Raw genomic sequence first — 18,049 nt, forward strand, 5'->3', positions numbered from 1 at the left:
CATTCCTCGCTTTTTAGATAGAGGTAATGCTGCCTTGTCTTGTGGGAAATGTCCTTTTTCTATGGATGACCGTTCGCGATAGGGCGATGTCCGGTCATGTGCCTCGGCGATCTGTGAACCCCGTCGCTAGGCGAGTGAGAAGCCTGTCAGTGCGGACAGAAGCCTTCGGTAGTTCCTGACTCTGTACGAATGCGTCCTGCCTTGTTGAAGACGATGCGGTAGCTGACCTGGCCTTCGCCGCAGAGCGTCAATGAGCCCGAGTGGAATGCGCCATTGGCCTGGATACTGTTGCCGCGTGGGGTGAAGTGAATGTACCGACGCGACGTGCTGTCGGTGCGAACGCTGACTCCCGCCAGCGGCCCGTGGGCGGCGAGCGGCGGGGTATTGGCGTTGCGGGTGCCGCGGTTGTCGCTGTCGACGAAGACTTCCCAGCCGGAGGACCAGTCCACTCCGGAGATGGCGATGCTGATCGGCTGGCCGGTATGCACCGAGGTTTCCCGGGCGAAATCGAGCGCGTTGCGCAACTCGTGGGTCGTGCTGCTGGTGCGGTGGTTGCGCAGGAGCTCCGAGAGCCCCGGAGCTGCTAGGGATAATGTGATGGCGAGAATGGCGACGGTGAGCAGCAGTTCGATAAGGCTGAGGCCCTGATCCTTGGGCATGGTCCGCTCCTTGTGGTTGATTGCAGCTCGGAAGTATTGATCTGGTCAGCTGGGTTGCCTGCGGACATTCTGGATAGGGCCTGTAGGAGCGGTCCGATGCCGCACCGACTTCCGTCGTGCTCCGTCGACGGGACTTGCCCGGTATAGTGCGCGGCTGGCGATTGACCTTTGATTCTCTGCAGTGGTGGGCGTGGTATGCCGGATGTGATCGTGGTGGGTGGCGGGGTAGTCGGGATGCTGACTGCCTGGACGCTGGGACAGGCCGGGGCCGAGATAGTCCTGCTGGAACGCGGCGAGACCGGGAGGGAAGCGTCCTGGGCCGGTGGCGGCATCGTTTCGCCGCTCTATCCCTGGCGCTACAGCGCGGCGGTCGCCAACCTTGCGCATTGGTCGCAGGATTTCTACCCGCAGCTGGGCGCCCGCCTGCTCGCCGACACGGGCCTCGACCCGGAAGTCCACGTCACCGGCCTCTATTGGCTCGATCTTGACGACCAGGCCGAGGCGCTGGCCTGGGCGCGTGCCCATGATCGCCCGCTCTCGGAGGTGAGCATTGCCTCCGTCCATGACGCGGTGCCGGTGCTGGGCGAGGGGTTCAGCCGGGCGGTCTACATGGCGGGCGTGGCCAATGTTCGCAATCCGCGTCTGGCCAAGTCCCTGCGCGAGGCGTTGATGCGACTGCCCAATGTGACGGTGCAGGAGCAGGTCGAGGTAACCGGCTTCCTGCGCGAGGGCGAGCGGGTGCAAGGCGTGCGCACTGCGCAGGGCGACTTCGCGGCTGACTCTGTCGTGCTGGCGGCGGGAGCCTGGAGTGGCCAACTGCTGGCGAAGCTGGGCCTGGCGTTGCCGGTCGAGCCGGTGAAGGGGCAGATGATCCTGTATCGCTGCGCTCCGGACTTCCTTTCCAGCATGGTGCTGGCCAAGGGGCGCTATGCGATTCCCCGGCGTGACGGGCACATCCTGATTGGCAGCACGCTGGAACACGCCGGCTTCGACAAGACACCGTCCGACGAAGCGCTGGCCAGCCTGCGGGCGTCAGCGGAAGAATTGATCCCCCGGTTGGCCGTCATGGAGCCCGTCAATCACTGGGCGGGATTGCGACCTGGCTCGCCGCGGGGTATTCCGTTCATTGGCGAGGTACCCGGCCATCGCGGCCTGTGGCTGAACACTGGGCATTACCGCAACGGCCTGGTGCTGGCGCCGGCGTCCTGCCAATTGCTGGCGGACCTGATGCAGCAGCGTCAGCCGATCATCGAGGCGGCGCCCTATGCGCCGGACGGCCGCCTGGTGGCGACACCGATCGTCTGAACGAGCCTGGGGATCAATCGATCCCCAGTTTCTTCAGGCGATAGCGCATCGAGCGGAAGGTCAGGCCGAGGCGTTGTGCCGCCGCGGTGCGGTTCCAGCGGGTTTCCTCCAGCGCCTGCATGATCAGCTTGCGCTCGATGTCCTCGAGGTAGTCTTCGAGGTTGTCGATCTGCGCCAGGCTCGCTTCGCCACCGTTGTCGGGGCTTCCGGCGTCCGCCAGGCGCAGATCGTGGGGCTGGATGACATCGTTCTCGCACAGTGTGTAGGCGCGCTCCAGCATGTTCTCCAGCTCGCGCACGTTGCCTGGGAAGCGGTAGCTCTTCAGCTTTTCCAGGGCATCGGGACTCACCGAGGCCGCCGCCAGGCCGCTATCGCCGGACAGGCGCTTGAGCATGCGGTCGGTGAGCAGCGGGATGTCTTCGCGGCGTTCGCGCAGCGGCGGTACGCGCAACTCGATGACGTTGAGCCGGTAGTAGAGGTCCTGGCGGAAGCGGCCGGCGGCGACTTCCGCGGCCAGGTCCTTGTGCGTGGCGCTCAGGACACGTACGTCCACCGAGACTTCCTGTTGGCCACCCACGGCGCGCACGGCCTTTTCCTGGATGGCGCGCAGCAGCTTGACCTGCATCGGCAACGGCAGGTCGGCGACCTCGTCGAGGAACAGCGTGCCGCCATTGGCCGCCTGGAACAGGCCGAGCTTGTCCTCCACGGCGCCGGTGAAGCTGCCTTTCTTGTGGCCGAAGAATTCGCTTTCCATCAGTTCGGAGGGAATGGCGCCGCAGTTCACTGGAACGAACGTGTTGTTCTCCCGCGGCCCTTGCTCGTGGATGAGCCGGGCTACCAGTTCCTTGCCGCTGCCGGATTCGCCGCTGATATACACCGGCGCCTGGCTGCGGGCGAGCTTGGCGACCTGGTTGCGCAGGGTGCGCATGGGCGGCGAGTCGCCGAGCAGGCGGTTATCCACAGGTGCTTCTTCGGCGCCCGGCGAGCGCAGTCGCAGGGCGGAATGCACCAGCTCGCGCAGGCGGCCGAGGTCGACCGGCTTGGTCAGGAAGTCGAAAGCACCGGCCTTGAGCGCCTGGACGGCGGTATCCAGGCTGCCGAAGGCGGTGATCATCGCCACTGGCATCTGCGGATGGCGCTGCTGGATGTACTGCACGAGGTCCAGCCCCGTGCCGTCGGGCAGGCGCATGTCGGTCAGGCAGAAGTCGAAAGGTTCGCGCGCCAGAAAGTCGCGGGCTTCCTTGACGTTGCGGGCGCTGCGGGTGTCCAGCTTCATGCGCCCCAGGGTGATTTCCAGCAACTCGCGGATATCGGGTTCGTCATCGACGATCAGGGCTTTTTGGCGACTCGTGCTCATTGCGGATTCTTAGCTTTGTTTGCGCGGGTGGGCGAAGGTGATACGGAAGCAGCTGCCGCCTTCCTCGCGCGTCTTGTAGTCCAGCCGTGCCTGGTTGCTTTCGCACAGCTCCCTGGAGATGTACAGGCCCAGTCCGGTGCCCTTGCTTTCAGTGGTGAAGAACGGCTCGAACAGCTTCCCCCGCTGTTCGGCGGCGATACCGGGGCCGTCGTCGAGCACTTCCAGCACCGGCAGATCAGTCTCGCGGTCGCGGAAGAGCTTGAGCCAGACCTGGCCGACGCCATTTTTCTGAGTGCTGTACCGTAACCCATTCTGGACCAGGTTGGTCAGTACCTGGGTCAACTGATGCGGGTCCATGCGCGTCTGCACTGTGCCCTGGCCGGTTTCCACATGGATCTGCTGGCCGTTGCGCAGGCCTTCGCGCAGCTCGCCGGCGAAGCGGTGCAGCCAATACTTGAGGTCCAGGAGCTGCGGCTCGGACTGCCGCCGCCGGGACAGCTGCAGCACGTTCTCGATGACCAGGTTCATGCGCCGCGACTGGTCCTGGATGATCTGCGTCAGGCGGCGATCCGGCGGGTCGAGTTCTTCGGACTCCAGCAGCAGTTGCGCGGCGTGGCTGATCGCGCCAAGTGGATTGCGGATCTCGTGGGCGATGCCGGCGGTCAGTCGTCCCAGCGCGGCAAGCTTGAGTTGCTGCGCCTGCTGGGCGATCTGCGAGATGTCCTCGAGGAACATCAGGATATGCTGCTCGTTGCCGCGGCGCAGGGGAATGAAGCTTGGTTGAACGGTCGGGCCCGACTCCAGCAGTTGCATGCTGGGTGGACGCAGGGCTGGATTCTGCTGCCATTGCTGCAGGCTGTTGATCAGGTGCGGGCTGTGCAGCGTCAGGGATTGGCCCGCCAGCTCCTGGCCGCCCAGCAGGGCAGTTGCGCTCTGATTGGCCAGCAGGACGCGATGGCGGTCGCCCAGCACCAGAATGCCGGTGCGCATGCGCTGGAGGATCAGTGCGTTGAGCTCTTCGAGATTGGCGACGGTAGTGGCGCGTTGTTCGGCGATGTTCTCGACGATCTGCTGGCGCCGCGCCAGAGCCTGGATCAGCAGCGCGGAGGCGAAGCTGAGCGCACCCAGACCGCCAGCCTGCACGTAGTGATTGATCGCTGTGGGCTGGCTGAGGCTCAGGTAGAAGGTCAGGTAGATCAGGCCGATGGCGGCAATCGCCGCGATCAGCAGGCCGATCCGTCCGCGCAGCAGGATGTTGGCGATGGCGACGGCGATCACCATCAGGTTGCCGATTCCGCTGGGAATGCCGCCGGCGGTATAGAACAGGCCGCTGAGCAGGATTACGTCCAACGCCGCCAGGATGAATAGAGGCAGCAGTTGGCGCGGTGTGGGCATCAGTACCGCGATCAGGATGTTGATGACGAGGTAAATCCAGCAACCGACATGGAACAGGCTGGGATGGGCCAGCTTGAGGAGGTCGTCGTCCAGGCTGCTGGAAATCAGCAGCACCAATACCAGGCCGATGGTAAGGCGATACAGGTGGTACAGGCGCAGGACGCGCAGGCCCTGTCCGGTAAGCGAGATGCCCTCAGCGGCCACGGGTGGAGCGGTCCTGCTCGAGGTGGGCGCGGCTGCAGTACCAGTTCTGTTCGTCCTGCAGCGCATCGCCCTGCGGGACGTGGACGCCGCACTGGGTGCAGCGAACCATCGGCGTGGCGCGCTCGTCGCCGGTCGCTTTCGTCGCTGGGCGCGCCGGACGGGTGGCCTTGCGCCACAGCCACCAGGCCAGGATGAAGAGGGCGATCCAGAACAGCAGTCGGGTCATGGCAATCCCTGGGTGCGTAAAGAGCGGCAGTTTATCCAAGCTGCGCGATGACGCACAGGGACTTGGTGCGAACGAGCGGTGATCGATCCCGAAAAGTCGCCCATGAAAAAGGGAGGCCGGAGCCTCCCTTTTTCGTCGAACCTGTCGGAATCAGTCGAAGATGCCGAAGGTCATGTAGCTGAACCACGAGCGGTCGCTGTTGCCAGCGTTGCCTTCGGACTCATGCTGTTCCTCTTGCACGTCGCTCTGGTTTTCAGGCTTGAGCTCGGAAGGGATCTGCTGCTCGGCGTCTTCGTACTGCTTGATCACGTCCTTGGATGCCTGGGTTTCCATGTGCGGAGGGGCATCGTTGGTCTCGATCAGGCCCAGGGTGGCCTTCGCCAGCCAGGAGCGGTTGTCGGCTTCATCCTCGCGCGGAACGAACTGGCCATCCTTGAGGCTGGGGTTGTCCGGGTAGTTGGCCTTCAGGGTTTCCAGGCTGGAATCGGCCAGGTCGTTCAGCCCCAGGCGCTGGTAAGCCTCGACCATGATCGCCAGGCCATCGCCGACGGCCGGGGTTTCCTGGAAGTTCTCGACCACGTAGCGGCCACGGTTGGCGGCGGCGACATAGGCCTGGCGCTTGAGGTAGTAGTGGCCGACGTGGACTTCGTAGGCGGCCAGCAGGTTGCGCAGGTAGATCATGCGCGCCTTGGCGTCCGGGGCGTAGCGGCTGTTCGGGTAGCGGCTGACCAGTTGCGCGAACTCGTTGAAGGAGTCGCGGGCGGCGCCCGGGTCACGCTTGGTCATGTCCAGCGGCAGGAAGCGCGCCAGCAGGCCGCGGTCCTGGTCGAACGAGGCCAGGCCCTTGAGATAGTAGGCGTAGTCGACGTTCGGGTGCTGCGGATGCAGGCGGATGAAGCGCTCGGCGGCGGCGCGGGCGGCTTCGGGCTCCATGTTCTTGTAGTTGGCGTAGATCAGTTCCAACTGGGCCTGCTCGGCGTAGCGACCGAACGGATAGCGGGACTCCAGCGCCTTCAGCTTGGCGACGGCGTTGGTGTAGCTCTTGTTATTGAGGTCTTCCTGGGCCTGCTGGTACAGCTGGCTTTCGCTCAGGTTCTCATCCACCTTGTCGCCCTTGGAGGAGCAGGCGGTAACGAAGGCGAGGGTGGCGATCAGCAGCAGGTGTTTCACTTGCATGGCGGCTTGCGTCCCTGGACGGTCGGCTGTCGCGGCCGCAACCGTCTGTTATGATTGGCGCCCCAGGGATACCCCTGGGACAAAGGCCCCGTATTTAACCACAGCGCGCAGCCGAACCAAAAGGCCGCGCGCCCTTCGTGTCGAGTCATGTCCGATATCATCCAACTCGCGGCAGAAGTGCCGTTCGACCTCGGTGGGCAACGCCTCGACCAGGTCGCCGCGCAGCTCTTCTCCGATCACTCCCGCTCGCGCCTTGCCGGCTGGATCAAGGACGGCCACCTCACGGTTGACGGCGCGGTTCTGCGCCCGCGTGACATCGTTCACGCCGGCTCCCGTCTGGAACTGCAAGTCGAACTCGAGGCCCAGGGCGAGTGGAAGGCTCAGGACATCGAGCTGGACATCGTCTACGAGGATGACCACATCCTGGTCATCGACAAACCGACCGGCCTGGTGGTCCACCCCGCCGCCGGCCACCAGGACGGCACCCTGCTCAACGCGCTGCTGCATCATGTGCCGCACCTGGCCAACGTGCCGCGCGCCGGCATCGTGCACCGCCTGGACAAGGACACCACCGGCCTGATGGTGGTGGCCAAGACCCTGGAAGCCCACACCAACCTGGTTTCTCAGCTGCAAGCGCGCTCCGTCAGCCGCATCTACGAGGCCATTGTCACCGGCGTGATCGTTTCCGGCGGCACCGTCGATGCGCCCATCGGCCGCCACGGCGTGCAACGGCAGAAAATGGCCGTGGTGGATGCCGGTAAGGTAGCGATCAGCCATTACCGTGTGCTGGAGCGCTTCCGCGCCCATACCCACACCCGCGTGAAGCTGGAGACCGGCCGTACCCACCAGATCCGCGTCCATATGACGCATATCGGTCACCCGCTGGTGGGCGATCCCACCTACGGCGGGCGCTTCCGCATTCCGCCGGGGGCGAGCCCGACCCTGATTGAATCGCTGCGTGATTTCCCGCGCCAGGCCCTGCACGCGCGCTTCCTGGAGCTGGACCACCCGGCCACCAACGTGCGCATGAAGTGGGAGTCGCCGTTGCCGGACGACTTCACCTGGCTGCTGAGCCTGCTGCGGCAGGACAACGAGTCCTTCGTATGACCTCCTGGCTGACGCCCGACTGGCCGGCTCCGGCCAATGTCCGCGCCTGTGTGACCACGCGCGCGGGCGGCGTCAGCGGAGAGCCGTTCGACAGCTTCAACCTCGGCGACCACGTCGGTGACGATCCGGCGGCTGTCGCCGAGAATCGCCGGCGTCTCACCGCGGAGCTGGGTTGCCAGCCCGCCTGGCTGAGCCAGGTGCACGGAATCGACGTAGTGCAAGCCGATCCGTCCGCTGTCGCCACGGCGGATGCCAGCTGGAGCGCCGCTCCCGGCATCGCCTGCACCATCATGACTGCCGACTGCCTGCCGGCACTGTTCTGCGATCGCGCCGGCACGCGTGTGGCGGCCGCCCACGCCGGTTGGCGCGGGTTGGCGGGTGGCGTGCTGGAAGCCACCGTCGACGCCATGGGTATCGAGCCGCAGGAATTGCTGGTCTGGCTCGGCCCGTCCATCGGTCCGCAGGCTTTCGAAGTGGGCGCTGAGGTGCGCGAGGCGTTCCTCGCGGATCACGTAGAGGCCGAGCGCGCTTTCGAGCCCAGCGCCAATACCGGTAAATACATGGCCGACATCTATGCGCTGGCGCGTATTCGCCTGGCGGCGAAAGGCGTGACGGCTGTGTACGGTGGCGATTACTGCACCTTCACCGATACCGAGCGCTTCTATTCCTACCGCCGCAGCTCCCGCACAGGCCGCCTGGCCAGCCTGATCTGGCTGGCCTGACGCCTACTTCGTAGGAGCGGACTCTGTCCGCGATGTGCAACCGGCAGCTCGATGTGGTCGGCAGTCGATCGCGGACAAAGTCCGCTCCTACGGTCCTGGCGAAAGCACGAACTGACGGGTGTCATGGCCAAATGGCTTGAACCGACCAAAATCGTCCTTATCTATCTGGCATCCCGGCGGGCTTTGTCGTGACCAGGGGCACCCATCTCCCCGGCCCGCTATAGAAAGGAAGGACGACCCACATGCGAATCGACCGTTTGACCAGCAAGCTCCAGCTTGCACTCTCCGATGCCCAGTCCCTGGCCGTTGGACATGACCACCCGGCCATCGAGCCGGTGCACCTGCTGTCCGCGCTCATCGAGCAGCAGGGCGGCTCCATCAAGCCCCTGCTGATGCAGGTCGGCTTCGACATCCCCGCGCTGCGCTCCTCTCTTAATAAAGAGATGGATACGCTGCCGAAGATCCAGAACCCCACCGGCGACGTGAACCTGTCGCAGGACCTGGCGCGCCTGCTCAACCAGGCCGACCGCCTGGCCCAGCAGAAGGGCGACCAGTTCATCTCCAGTGAGCTGGTGCTGCTGGCGGCCATGGACGACAACACCAAGCTCGGCAAGCTGCTGACCAGCCAGGGCGTCTCCAAGAAAGCCCTGGAGAACGCGGTGGCCAACCTGCGCGGCGGCGAGGCGGTGAACGATCCCAACGCCGAGGATTCGCGCCAGGCGCTGGACAAGTACACCGTCGACATGACCAAGCGCGCCGAAGACGGCAAGCTCGACCCGGTAATCGGCCGTGACGACGAAATCCGCCGGACCATCCAGGTCCTGCAGCGCCGCACCAAGAACAACCCCGTGCTGATCGGCGAACCTGGCGTCGGCAAGACCGCCATCGTCGAAGGCCTCGCCCAGCGCATCGTCAACGGCGAAGTGCCGGACGGCCTGAAGGACAAACGCCTGCTGGCGTTGGACATGGGTTCTCTGATCGCTGGCGCCAAGTTCCGCGGCGAGTTCGAGGAGCGCCTGAAAGCCGTGCTCAACGAGCTGTCCAAGCAGGAAGGCCGGATCATCCTGTTCATCGACGAACTGCATACCATGGTCGGCGCCGGCAAGGCCGAGGGCGCCATGGACGCCGGCAACATGCTCAAGCCGGCTCTGGCCCGCGGCGAACTGCACTGCGTGGGCGCCACCACCCTGGACGAATACCGCCAGTACATCGAGAAGGACGCCGCCCTGGAGCGTCGCTTCCAGAAAGTCCTGGTCGACGAGCCGAGCGAGGAAGACACCATCGCCATCCTGCGTGGCCTGAAAGAGCGCTACGAGGTGCACCACGGCGTCACAATCACCGACGGCGCGATCATCGCGGCGGCCAAGCTCAGCCATCGCTACATCACCGACCGCCAGCTGCCGGACAAGGCCATCGACCTGATCGACGAGGCCGCCAGCCGCATCCGCATGGAGATCGATTCCAAGCCTGAAGAGCTGGATCGTCTGGATCGTCGCCTGATCCAGCTGAAGATCGAGCGCGAGGCGCTGAAGAAAGAAGACGACGAGGCCACCAAGAAGCGCCTCGCCAAGCTGGAAGACGACATCGCCAAGCTCGAACGCGAGTACGCCGATCTCGAGGAAATCTGGAAGTCGGAGAAAGCCGAGGTCCAGGGTTCCGCGCAGATCCAGCAGAAGATCGAACAGGCCAAGCAGGAAATGGAAGCGGCTCGGCGCAAGGGCGACCTGGAAACCATGGCGCGCATCCAGTACCAGACCATTCCGGACCTGGAGCGCAGCCTGCAGATGGTCGACCAGCACGGCCAGACCGAGAAGCAACTGCTGCGTAACAAGGTGACCGACGAGGAAATCGCCGAAGTCGTCGCCAAGTGGACTGGCATCCCGGTGTCCAAGATGCTCGAAGGTGAGCGCGAGAAGTTGCTGCGCATGGAGGATGACCTGCACAAGCGCGTCATCGGCCAGGACGAGGCCGTGGTGGCCGTCGCCAACGCCGTGCGTCGGTCTCGCGCAGGCCTTTCCGACCCGAACCGCCCCAGCGGCTCGTTCCTCTTCCTCGGCCCGACCGGTGTGGGCAAGACCGAGCTGTGCAAGGCACTGGCCGAGTTCCTGTTCGACACCGAGGAAGCGCTGGTGCGCATCGACATGTCCGAGTTCATGGAGAAACACTCCGTGGCTCGCCTGATCGGCGCACCGCCAGGCTACGTCGGCTATGAAGAGGGCGGCTACCTGACCGAGGCCGTTCGCCGCAAACCTTATTCCGTCGTGCTGATGGACGAGGTGGAGAAGGCTCATCCGGATGTCTTCAACGTCCTGCTGCAGGTGCTGGAGGACGGTCGCCTGACCGACAGCCATGGCCGTACCGTGGACTTCCGCAATACCGTGATCGTGATGACCTCGAACCTCGGTTCGGCGCAGATCCAGGAGTTGGTGGGGGACCGAGAGGCCCAGCGCGCAGCGGTCATGGATGCGGTGAACTCCCACTTCCGCCCGGAATTCATCAACCGGATCGATGAAGTGGTGGTGTTCGAGCCGCTGGCCCGTGACCAGATCGCCGGCATCGCCCAGATCCAGATGGGCCGCCTGCGCAAGCGTCTGGCCGAGCGCGAGCTGAGCCTGGAGCTGAGCGACGAGGCGATGGACAAGCTGATCGCCGTTGGTTTCGATCCGGTGTATGGCGCGCGCCCGCTCAAACGCGCGATCCAGCGCTGGATCGAGAACCCGCTGGCCCAGCTGATTCTCGCCGGTACCTTCAGCCCTGGGGCGAAGATCCATGCCAAGGTGGAGAACGGCGAAATCGTCTTCTCCTGATCCGCAGGCCCATGAAAAAGCCCCGCTCTGCGGGGCTTTTTCATGTCTGCCGTTGGGCTTTCAGTCTGTCTCGCGTGCGCCGCCGAGCAGGCTCAGGAGACGCTCCAGCGCATCGGCCTGGTCTTCCGCCAGGTCAATGATATGGAATCCCGCCCAGCCCAGTTGACCATCGATGCCGCCGCGGCTCCACAGGCAGTCGGCACCGAGATGGATCTCGGCGATTTCATCCAGCGGGGGCATGGGTACCAACCGGCAGTCCCATACCGAGTCGGCTTCCGGCACGTCCACGCCGCAGAGCATGAAGCCCTCGCTGGACAGGTCGGCGAGCCGACCCAGGTTACGCCCGGAGTGGCGGTCGAGGACCTCCACGGTCAGCCCGGTCTGCTGCCGGTTGTGCTGGCGACGTTCTCCCATCGACTGCTCCTCAGATCTGTGCCGGGCTGCGCCCGGTAAAGCGTTGCAGGACCCGGTAGATCGCATTCAGGGCGCGATCCATCAGCGGGGCGGACTGTTCCGTCGGTACCAGGCGGACCTTGCCCGCTTCCATTTCCTGGGCCAACTGCACTATGGGTTTGACCGCCACCCGTTGCCCGGTGTGGTCGACGAACATGTAGTTGCGTGTGGTCGGGCTGAACCAGGAAAGCTTGAGCCGGCGCGCCGGCGTGGTGTCGCTGAACTCGAACCAGGTGCCGAACTCCAGGTGGCTCAGTTCCTTCATCAATAGCCGGACACGCTCCGAAAGCGCCTCGCCACTGGGGCTCGCCAGGACATGGCCTTCGGCACCCAGCATGGCACCAAGCGGGCTTTCCGGGAGTTGCTGCTTGAGCTGCGCGGCGATCTGCGGCTGCTTGGCCTGAATCGCGTGCTGGCAGGCGACCAGATCCTGCAGCAACCGGCGGATGCCATCCTCGTGGTAGCCGCCAAGCACCTCCAGGCCTTTGCGAATGTCGTCGAGCAGGGCCACGCGCAATTTCTGCAGGCGCTCGCGCCCGGCGTCATCCAGCGGCGTCACGCTCCAGGCCAGTTGCTCGCCGACTTCGCAGGCACGTTTCCATTCGTCACTGTGCTCGCCACTGCGCAGCACGATGAAGGTGAGTGCGTCGCACCAACTCATTTCGAGGAAGTTGCGCACCAGCTCCGGTAGTTCGCGGTCGTGGGTGACGCGGCTGATGGCATCCAGCGCCTGCTCGCGCGCGGCCAGCAGGCGATCGCGGCCGCGGGCGGCCTCCATGGCGCGGCGCTCGCGGAGCTCTACTTTCTGCCGGAGGTTGCCGACGTATTCGTTGAACTCACCGAGCAGTGTGTCGAAGAGGCTGAAGTCGCCGGTGAAGTCCTGGATCACGCGCTCAACGATCCAGTGCATCTTCGCCAGCAGACTTCGTTCCTCGCCTTCGCCGCCATACAGGACACCGGCCTGGGCCATGGCATTGAGCAGCTTGCGTGCCGGGTGGTGGTGCTGGGTGAACAGTTGCTTGTCCAGCAGGGCCACCTTGAGGAACGGCGTGTGCAGGTGGGAGAGGGTGGTCTTGCAGCTATCCGGCAGGTTTTCGTCGTCCAGGATGAAGTCGAAGACCATCCCGACCAGGTCGATGACGTCCGCTTCCTGTTCGGTCAGGCGTGTATTGCCCGGCTGCGCGGTGCTTGCTTCCAGGTGGCGATGCAGGTCGGCCTTCAGTGCATCCACCGGCTGCGGCTGGCGCAGGCGCTGCGCGAGCTCGCGGGCCGACTCGCGCTGCAGGCGGTTCAGCGCTTCCAGCAGCTCATTGGCGCTGTAGGTGGTGGTCGCGGAGGAGGGGCCGAAGCTGACGATGCTGTGGCTGTTGCCGAACAGCGTCGCCTTGTCTCCCCGCCGGCGGTGTTCGGCGAGCAGCACAGCCAGTCCGCCGAACAGCGCATTGCGGTCGGTTGGCGGAGTGTCCGGTAGTTCGCTGGCGGTGTAGTGCGGCTGCAGCGGCGGTGGCGCCGGGGGCGTGGCGCTGCTTTTGTCCTGGGTCGTCTGCCGCGTCGGCGCCGGACGGTTGCCGTGCGGACGGTACTTCAGGTTAGGCAGGATGCCGCCATCGACCAGGCGCTGGTTCAGCTGTTCATATAGAGGCTGAAGGTGCTGCATCACCTGCTGGTCGAACAGTACATAAAGGATGGTCTTGATCCGCAGGGGGGAGGCGCTGCGTGCCAGGGTGTCGCGGAAGGCCTGGGCAATGGCGAGCGGACCGAAGGGGTTGCGCTCTTCGCCCAGCTTGCTGCCGTTGTTGAGCAGGGCCAGGCGCTGGTCGAGGGCGAACAGCGCCTGGGCGCAGTGGGCGCGGACCTGGTTCACCATGTTGGTGACCAGCAGCGTCTCCTCATATTCGTCGTTGCCAACGAGGGTGAGCTGATCCACGTCCAGCTCTTCCAGCGGCTCGGCCAGCGGCAGCTTGCCTTCCAGGAAGTCGCTCAGGCCCTGGGCGATGCGCTGATGGTAGAAGCGTTCGAGATTGGGGCGCTCGCGGCGGATCTCCCGCATGCTGTCGAAGAACAGCGCCTGGACCTGGTTGTTCTCGGCTTTCTCGGCGCATTCGAAGAGCGTGTCGTCGACCTGGGCGAAGACATTGCCCAGGAGTTCGGCGAGTTGATTCATCGCCAGTTGGCGGCAGGCCTGGACCAGTTCGCCGAAGCGCGGCTGAATCATGCGGCTGGCGATCGGCGAAGGCGGTGGGGTGTCCTTGGTGCTCATGGCCATCCTGTGCGTGATCGGTCCGTCTACACCCGCGGTGATCACATGTGATTTTTCATGCAGATATAGCAATGCGCCCAGCTACCTGCAAAGAGAAGAAAAACTTTTTGGATCAGAGTGTTGACAGGCATTTCGTTATGCGTAAAATGGCGCGCCTCTGATACGGGAAACCGGTGTAACCGGAAGCGTAGAAGAGATTGGAAGGCTCGTCGTTCCGCGATAGCTCAGTCGGTAGAGCAAATGACTGTTAATCATTGGGTCCCTGGTTCGAGTCCAGGTCGCGGAGCCAACTTTCAAACGGGGTATAGCGCAGTCCGGTAGCGCGCTTGCTTTGGGAGCAAGATGTCGGGAGTTCGAATCCCCCTACCCCGACCAAATTTTGGGTCGTTAGCTCAGTCGGTAGAGCAGTTGGCTTTTAACCAATTGGTCGTAGGTTCGAATCCTACACGACCCACCATATCAGGCTCGCAAGGGCCAAGAAAAACCCGCAGTCTCATCGAGACTGCGGGTTTTTTCTTTTTCCGCAACAATCTTCCGTCGAGGCGCTAGCCTTCAGCACGAATTCGTGGGGCCCACGAACTCTGAAATTGCCTCGTGAAATCGGAACGACCGTCACAATTTGAACCACTTTGCTTCTTGCAAAAATTACGCTGCGTCGATGTGTCGCAGGGTGCGCGCTGCGTTTTGCCGGCTTTCCCAAGGGCTCTTGATCGCCGTCATGGCAGGGTCTTTGCCAACACGTTAATGGCACCTGGCCATTTCCCCTTGGCCTCCTTGAAACCCGCGTGATTCATGGATTTGACACAGATTCATGGCAGGGCGAGCAAGCGCTTGGCAGAGAAGCAATACCTTACGTTGCCTGGGTGAATTGGTCGTTTTCTGAGCGGCCTTCCGCGCGACTGTTTCGTAGGGTGAGAAAATATCTTGTTAAAAATGAAAGGTCGGGGCCTTGAAAGGGGTTTCTGAAATGCTTTGTAATACCCGCCGTCCATTTCCTACCCCCAAATCGCTGAGTCGCACTGACGCAAGTCATTGTCAGTGTTCACCCTTCGGTGCAGCGGCATAACAACAGGGGGCTGCCATCGGTGGGCTCCTGTCATACGACGAGGCGGGCAATCCCCTCGTGCAAAAGGTGTGCGACGCGCGTGCTCCAACGAGCCGCCAGTCCAGACACCACACGCTGAATAACACGGAACGAATCAGCTGACGAAATCGGTTTCGCATCGCGAAGACCGGGCGACCTCCCTTTGCCTGGAATCCGTGCGGCCGCGTTCGTGAATCCATGACAGCCCTGGCAGGCGGCTTGGAAAAGTCGCGGGTAACGAGTCGTCGAGCAGTGCATGGCGAAGACTCGTGGGCGGTGAAGCGATTTTCATCCACTAAGGCCGCAAGATGAAAAAAGAGCAGTACACAGGAATTTTGAAGAGACTTGCGTGGCTGCCGATGCTGATGCTCGGTGGTTGCAACATGGCGCTGTTCGACCCGAAGGGGCAGGTCGGCGCTGACGAGAAGTCCCTGATCATCACGGCAACCCTGCTGATGCTGATCGTGGTGGTACCGGTCATCCTGATGACCTTCGCGTTCGCCTGGAAATACCGGGCTTCGAACACCAAGGCCACCTACATGCCGGACTGGTCCCACTCGACCAAGATCGAGCTGGTGGTATGGCTGGTTCCCTGCCTGATCATTGCCGTGCTCGGCTGGATCACCTGGGAGAGCACCCACAAGCTGGACCCGTATCGTCCGCTGGACTCCGAGGTCAAGCCGGTGACCATCCAGGCCATCTCGCTGGACTGGAAGTGGCTGTTCATCTACCCGGAACAGGGTATCGCCACCGTCAACGAAATCGCCTTCCCGAAAGACACCCCGGTGAACTTCCAGATCACCTCGGATTCGGTGATGAACTCGTTCTTCATCCCGCAGCTGGGCAGCCAGATCTATTCCATGGCCGGGATGCTCACCAAGCTGCACCTGATCGCCAACGAAGAGGGCGTGTTCGACGGCATCTCCGCGAACTACAGCGGCGGCGGTTTCTCGGGCATGAAGTTCAAGGCCATCTCCACCTCCGAGCAGGGCTTCCAGGACTGGGTCGCGAAGGTCAAGGCCTCGCAGCAAACCCTGAACCTGGATCAGTACCCGGAGCTGGTGAAACCGACCGAGAACGTTCCGGCGACCTACTTCGCAACCGTCAGCCCCGAGCTGTTCTCCCAAGTGCTGAACAAGTGGGAACACGCAGGCCACGCGATGGCCAAGGCCCACGAAGCCAAAGAGCAGGCCGAGAAGGGCGAGCACGGCGAAGCGCATGAAGAGGCCGCCATGGCGGGCCACGACATGAGCAACATGCAAGGCATGCCTGGCATGCAAATGAATCCGAGCCAGGAGTAACCGCAGATGTTCGGGAAACTGACACTGTCGGCCGTGCCGTATCACGAGCCGATCATCGTCATCACGCTGGCTATCGTCGCCCTGCTGGGCCTCGGTGTGTTCGGCGCGATCACCTACTACCGCAAGTGGACCTACCTGTGGACCGAATGGCTGACGTCCATCGACCACAAGAAAATCGGCGTGATGTACATCATCGTCGCTCTGGTCATGCTGCTGCGCGGCTTCGCCGACGCCATCATGATGCGCGGCCAGCTCGCGCTGGCTGAAGGCGCCAACCACGGCTACCTGCCGCCGGAACATTACGACCAGATTTTCACCGCTCACGGCGTGATCATGATCATCTTCATGGCCATGCCCTTCATGACCGGCCTGATGAACCTGGCCGTGCCGCTGCAGATCGGCGCGCGCGACGTGGCGTTCCCCTTCCTGAACTCGCTGAGCTTCTGGCTGCTGGTCGTCAGCGCCATGCTGGTGAACGTCTCGCTGGGCCTGGGTGAATTCGCCCGTACCGGCTGGGTCGCCTACCCGCCGCTGTCCGAGCTGGCCTACAGCCCGGGCGTGGGTGTGGACTACTACATCTGGGCGCTACAGATATCGGGTATGGGTACCTTGCTCACGGGTATCAACTTCCTGGTAACCGTGTTCAAGATGCGCACCCCCGGCATGAAGCTGATGCAGATGCCGATCTTCACCTGGACCTGCACCTTCGCCAACATCCTGATCGTTGCGTCGTTCCCGATCCTGACCGCGGCCCTGGGCCTGCTGTCGCTGGACCGCTACTTCGACATGCACTTCTTCACCAACGAGCTGGGCGGCAACGCCATGATGTACATCAACCTCTTCTGGGCCTGGGGCCATCCTGAGGTGTACATCCTGATCCTGCCGGCGTTCGGTATCTTCTCCGAAGTTACCGCGACCTTCGCTGGCAAGAAGATGTTCGGCTACACCTCGATGGTGTGGGCGAGCGCCGCGATCACCTTCCTCGGCTTCACCGTGTGGCTGCACCACTTCTTCACCATGGGTTCGGGCGGCGACGTCAACGGCTTCTTCGGCGTTGCGACCATGCTGATCTCCATCCCGACCGGGGTGAAGCTGTTCAACTGGCTGTTCACCATCTACCGTGGCCGCCTGCGCTTCGACACCCCGATCCTGTGGACCCTGGGCTTCATCGTCACCTTCACCATCGGTGGCATGACCGGCGTTCTGCTGGCCATCCCGGGCGCTGACTACCTGCTGCACAACAGCCTGTTCCTGATCGCCCACTTCCACAACACCATCATCGGTGGTGCGGTGTTCGGCTACCTGGCCGGCTTCGTCTTCTGGTTCCCGAAAGCCTTCGGCTTCAAGCTGGACGAGAAGTGGGGCAAGCGTTCCTTCTGGTGCTGGCTGGTCGGCTTCTACATGGCCTTCATGCCGCTGTACATCCTCGGCTTCATGGGCATGACCCGTCGCCTGAACCACTATGAAAACCCGATGTGGCAGCCGTACATGGTGGTGGCTTTCTGCGGCGCCGTGCTGATCTTCTTCGGTATCGCCTGCCAGCTGATCCAGCTGTTCGTGTCGATCAAGAACCGCGAGAAGCTGGCCGACCTGACTGGCGACCCGTGGGGCGGCCGTACCCTGGAATGGTCCACTTCCTCGCCGCCGCCGTACTACAACTTCGCCGAACTGCCGAAGGTCAACGACATCGACGCGTTCCACGACATGAAGCAGACCGGTACCGCGTACCGCAAGCTGCCGGCCTACGCGCCGATCCACATGCCGAAGAACACCGCCGCTGGCTTCTCCATCGCCGTGTTCGCCTTCCTCTTCGGCTTCGCCGCCATCTGGCACATCTGGTGGCTGGTGGGTGTTGGCTTCGTCGGCATGATCGCTTCGGTCATCGTGCGCAGCTACATCACCGACGTGGACTACTACGTCCAGCCGGATGAGATCGAGCGCATCGAGAACGCCAACTTCCAGAAACTCGCCACCGCGCAGCAGGTATAAAACC

13 protein-coding genes and 3 tRNA genes are annotated in these 18,049 nt (G+C 63.3%); 9 read left to right on the forward strand and 7 right to left on the reverse strand.

Annotated features, from left to right (window positions below):
- Nucleotides 1–146: 146 nt before the first annotated feature.
- The gene (locus JVX91_RS10155) at nt 147–659 is read right to left on the reverse strand and encodes a GspH/FimT family pseudopilin (RefSeq protein WP_205339107.1); all 513 of its coding nucleotides are present in this window, start codon (nt 657–659) and stop codon (nt 147–149) included.
- Between the two features lie 195 nt (nt 660–854).
- Here JVX91_RS10155 and thiO point away from each other — a divergent pair, with 195 nt between their 5' ends.
- A complete protein-coding gene (gene thiO / locus JVX91_RS10160; protein WP_205339108.1) occupies nt 855–1,964 on the forward strand; it encodes a glycine oxidase ThiO in 1,110 nt (369 codons plus the stop codon).
- 13 nt (nt 1,965–1,977) lie between these two features.
- Here thiO and JVX91_RS10165 read toward each other — a convergent pair whose 3' ends face one another.
- The 4 genes from JVX91_RS10165 to JVX91_RS10180 all read right to left on the reverse strand — a co-directional run bounded on the left by JVX91_RS10165 (nt 1,978) and on the right by JVX91_RS10180 (nt 6,322).
- Nucleotides 1,978–3,321: a sigma-54 dependent transcriptional regulator gene (locus JVX91_RS10165; RefSeq protein ID WP_205339109.1), complete on the reverse strand. Its 1,344-nt coding sequence runs from the start codon at nt 3,319–3,321 to the stop codon at nt 1,978–1,980.
- Between the two features lie 9 nt (nt 3,322–3,330).
- Nucleotides 3,331–4,920 carry an ATP-binding protein gene (locus JVX91_RS10170; RefSeq protein WP_205339110.1) on the reverse strand — a complete coding sequence of 530 codons (1,590 nt, stop codon included), beginning with the start codon at nt 4,918–4,920 and terminating at the stop codon, nt 3,331–3,333.
- Nucleotides 4,910–5,146: a PP0621 family protein gene (locus tag JVX91_RS10175; protein WP_205339111.1), complete on the reverse strand. Its 237-nt coding sequence runs from the start codon at nt 5,144–5,146 to the stop codon at nt 4,910–4,912. The genes JVX91_RS10170 and JVX91_RS10175 overlap by 11 nt, the downstream gene beginning before the upstream one ends.
- A 150-nt stretch (nt 5,147–5,296) precedes the next feature.
- Nucleotides 5,297–6,322: an outer membrane protein assembly factor BamD gene (locus JVX91_RS10180; RefSeq protein WP_205339112.1), complete on the reverse strand. Its 1,026-nt coding sequence runs from the start codon at nt 6,320–6,322 to the stop codon at nt 5,297–5,299.
- 147 nt (nt 6,323–6,469) lie between these two features.
- Between JVX91_RS10180 and rluD the strand changes: the two genes are divergently transcribed.
- The 3 genes from rluD to clpB all read left to right on the forward strand — a co-directional run bounded on the left by rluD (nt 6,470) and on the right by clpB (nt 10,958).
- Nucleotides 6,470–7,429 (forward strand): 23S rRNA pseudouridine(1911/1915/1917) synthase RluD, encoded by a 960-nt coding sequence (gene rluD, locus JVX91_RS10185; protein WP_205339113.1) that lies wholly within the window; start codon nt 6,470–6,472, stop codon nt 7,427–7,429.
- On the forward strand, nt 7,426–8,151 hold the full coding sequence (gene pgeF, locus JVX91_RS10190) for a peptidoglycan editing factor PgeF (protein WP_205339114.1): 726 nt from the start codon (nt 7,426–7,428) through the stop codon (nt 8,149–8,151). The genes rluD and pgeF overlap by 4 nt, the downstream gene beginning before the upstream one ends.
- Nucleotides 8,152–8,393: 242 nt before the next feature.
- Nucleotides 8,394–10,958 carry an ATP-dependent chaperone ClpB gene (gene clpB / locus JVX91_RS10195; protein WP_205339115.1) on the forward strand — a complete coding sequence of 855 codons (2,565 nt, stop codon included), beginning with the start codon at nt 8,394–8,396 and terminating at the stop codon, nt 10,956–10,958.
- A gap of 60 nt (nt 10,959–11,018) precedes the next feature.
- Here clpB and JVX91_RS10200 read toward each other — a convergent pair whose 3' ends face one another.
- Together JVX91_RS10200 and JVX91_RS10205 are read right to left on the reverse strand one after the other, a co-directional pair.
- The gene (locus JVX91_RS10200) at nt 11,019–11,372 is read right to left on the reverse strand and encodes a PilZ domain-containing protein (RefSeq protein WP_205339116.1); all 354 of its coding nucleotides are present in this window, start codon (nt 11,370–11,372) and stop codon (nt 11,019–11,021) included.
- A gap of 10 nt (nt 11,373–11,382) precedes the next feature.
- On the reverse strand, nt 11,383–13,671 hold the full coding sequence (locus JVX91_RS10205) for a DUF1631 domain-containing protein (protein ID WP_205339117.1): 2,289 nt from the start codon (nt 13,669–13,671) through the stop codon (nt 11,383–11,385).
- A gap of 213 nt (nt 13,672–13,884) precedes the next feature.
- On the opposite strand from JVX91_RS10205, the gene JVX91_RS10210 reads away from it, so the two are divergent.
- The 5 genes from JVX91_RS10210 to cyoB all read left to right on the forward strand — a co-directional run bounded on the left by JVX91_RS10210 (nt 13,885) and on the right by cyoB (nt 18,045).
- Nucleotides 13,885–13,960: transfer RNA gene (locus JVX91_RS10210), tRNA-Asn, on the forward strand.
- Nucleotides 13,961–13,969: 9 nt separating this feature from the next.
- A tRNA-Pro gene (locus tag JVX91_RS10215) sits at nt 13,970–14,046 on the forward strand.
- Nucleotides 14,047–14,052: 6 nt separating this feature from the next.
- Nucleotides 14,053–14,128: transfer RNA gene (locus JVX91_RS10220), tRNA-Lys, on the forward strand.
- Between the two features lie 935 nt (nt 14,129–15,063).
- Nucleotides 15,064–16,056 carry a ubiquinol oxidase subunit II gene (gene cyoA / locus JVX91_RS10225; protein WP_205339118.1) on the forward strand — a complete coding sequence of 331 codons (993 nt, stop codon included), beginning with the start codon at nt 15,064–15,066 and terminating at the stop codon, nt 16,054–16,056.
- A 6-nt stretch (nt 16,057–16,062) separates the two neighbouring features.
- Nucleotides 16,063–18,045, forward strand: coding sequence for a cytochrome o ubiquinol oxidase subunit I (cyoB, locus tag JVX91_RS10230; protein ID WP_205339119.1), 1,983 nt, complete (start codon nt 16,063–16,065; stop codon nt 18,043–18,045).
- The last annotated feature ends 4 nt before the right edge of the window (nt 18,046–18,049 follow it).

Source organism: Pseudomonas sp. PDNC002, from assembly GCF_016919445.1.
Lineage (GTDB): Bacteria > Pseudomonadota > Gammaproteobacteria > Pseudomonadales > Pseudomonadaceae > Pseudomonas.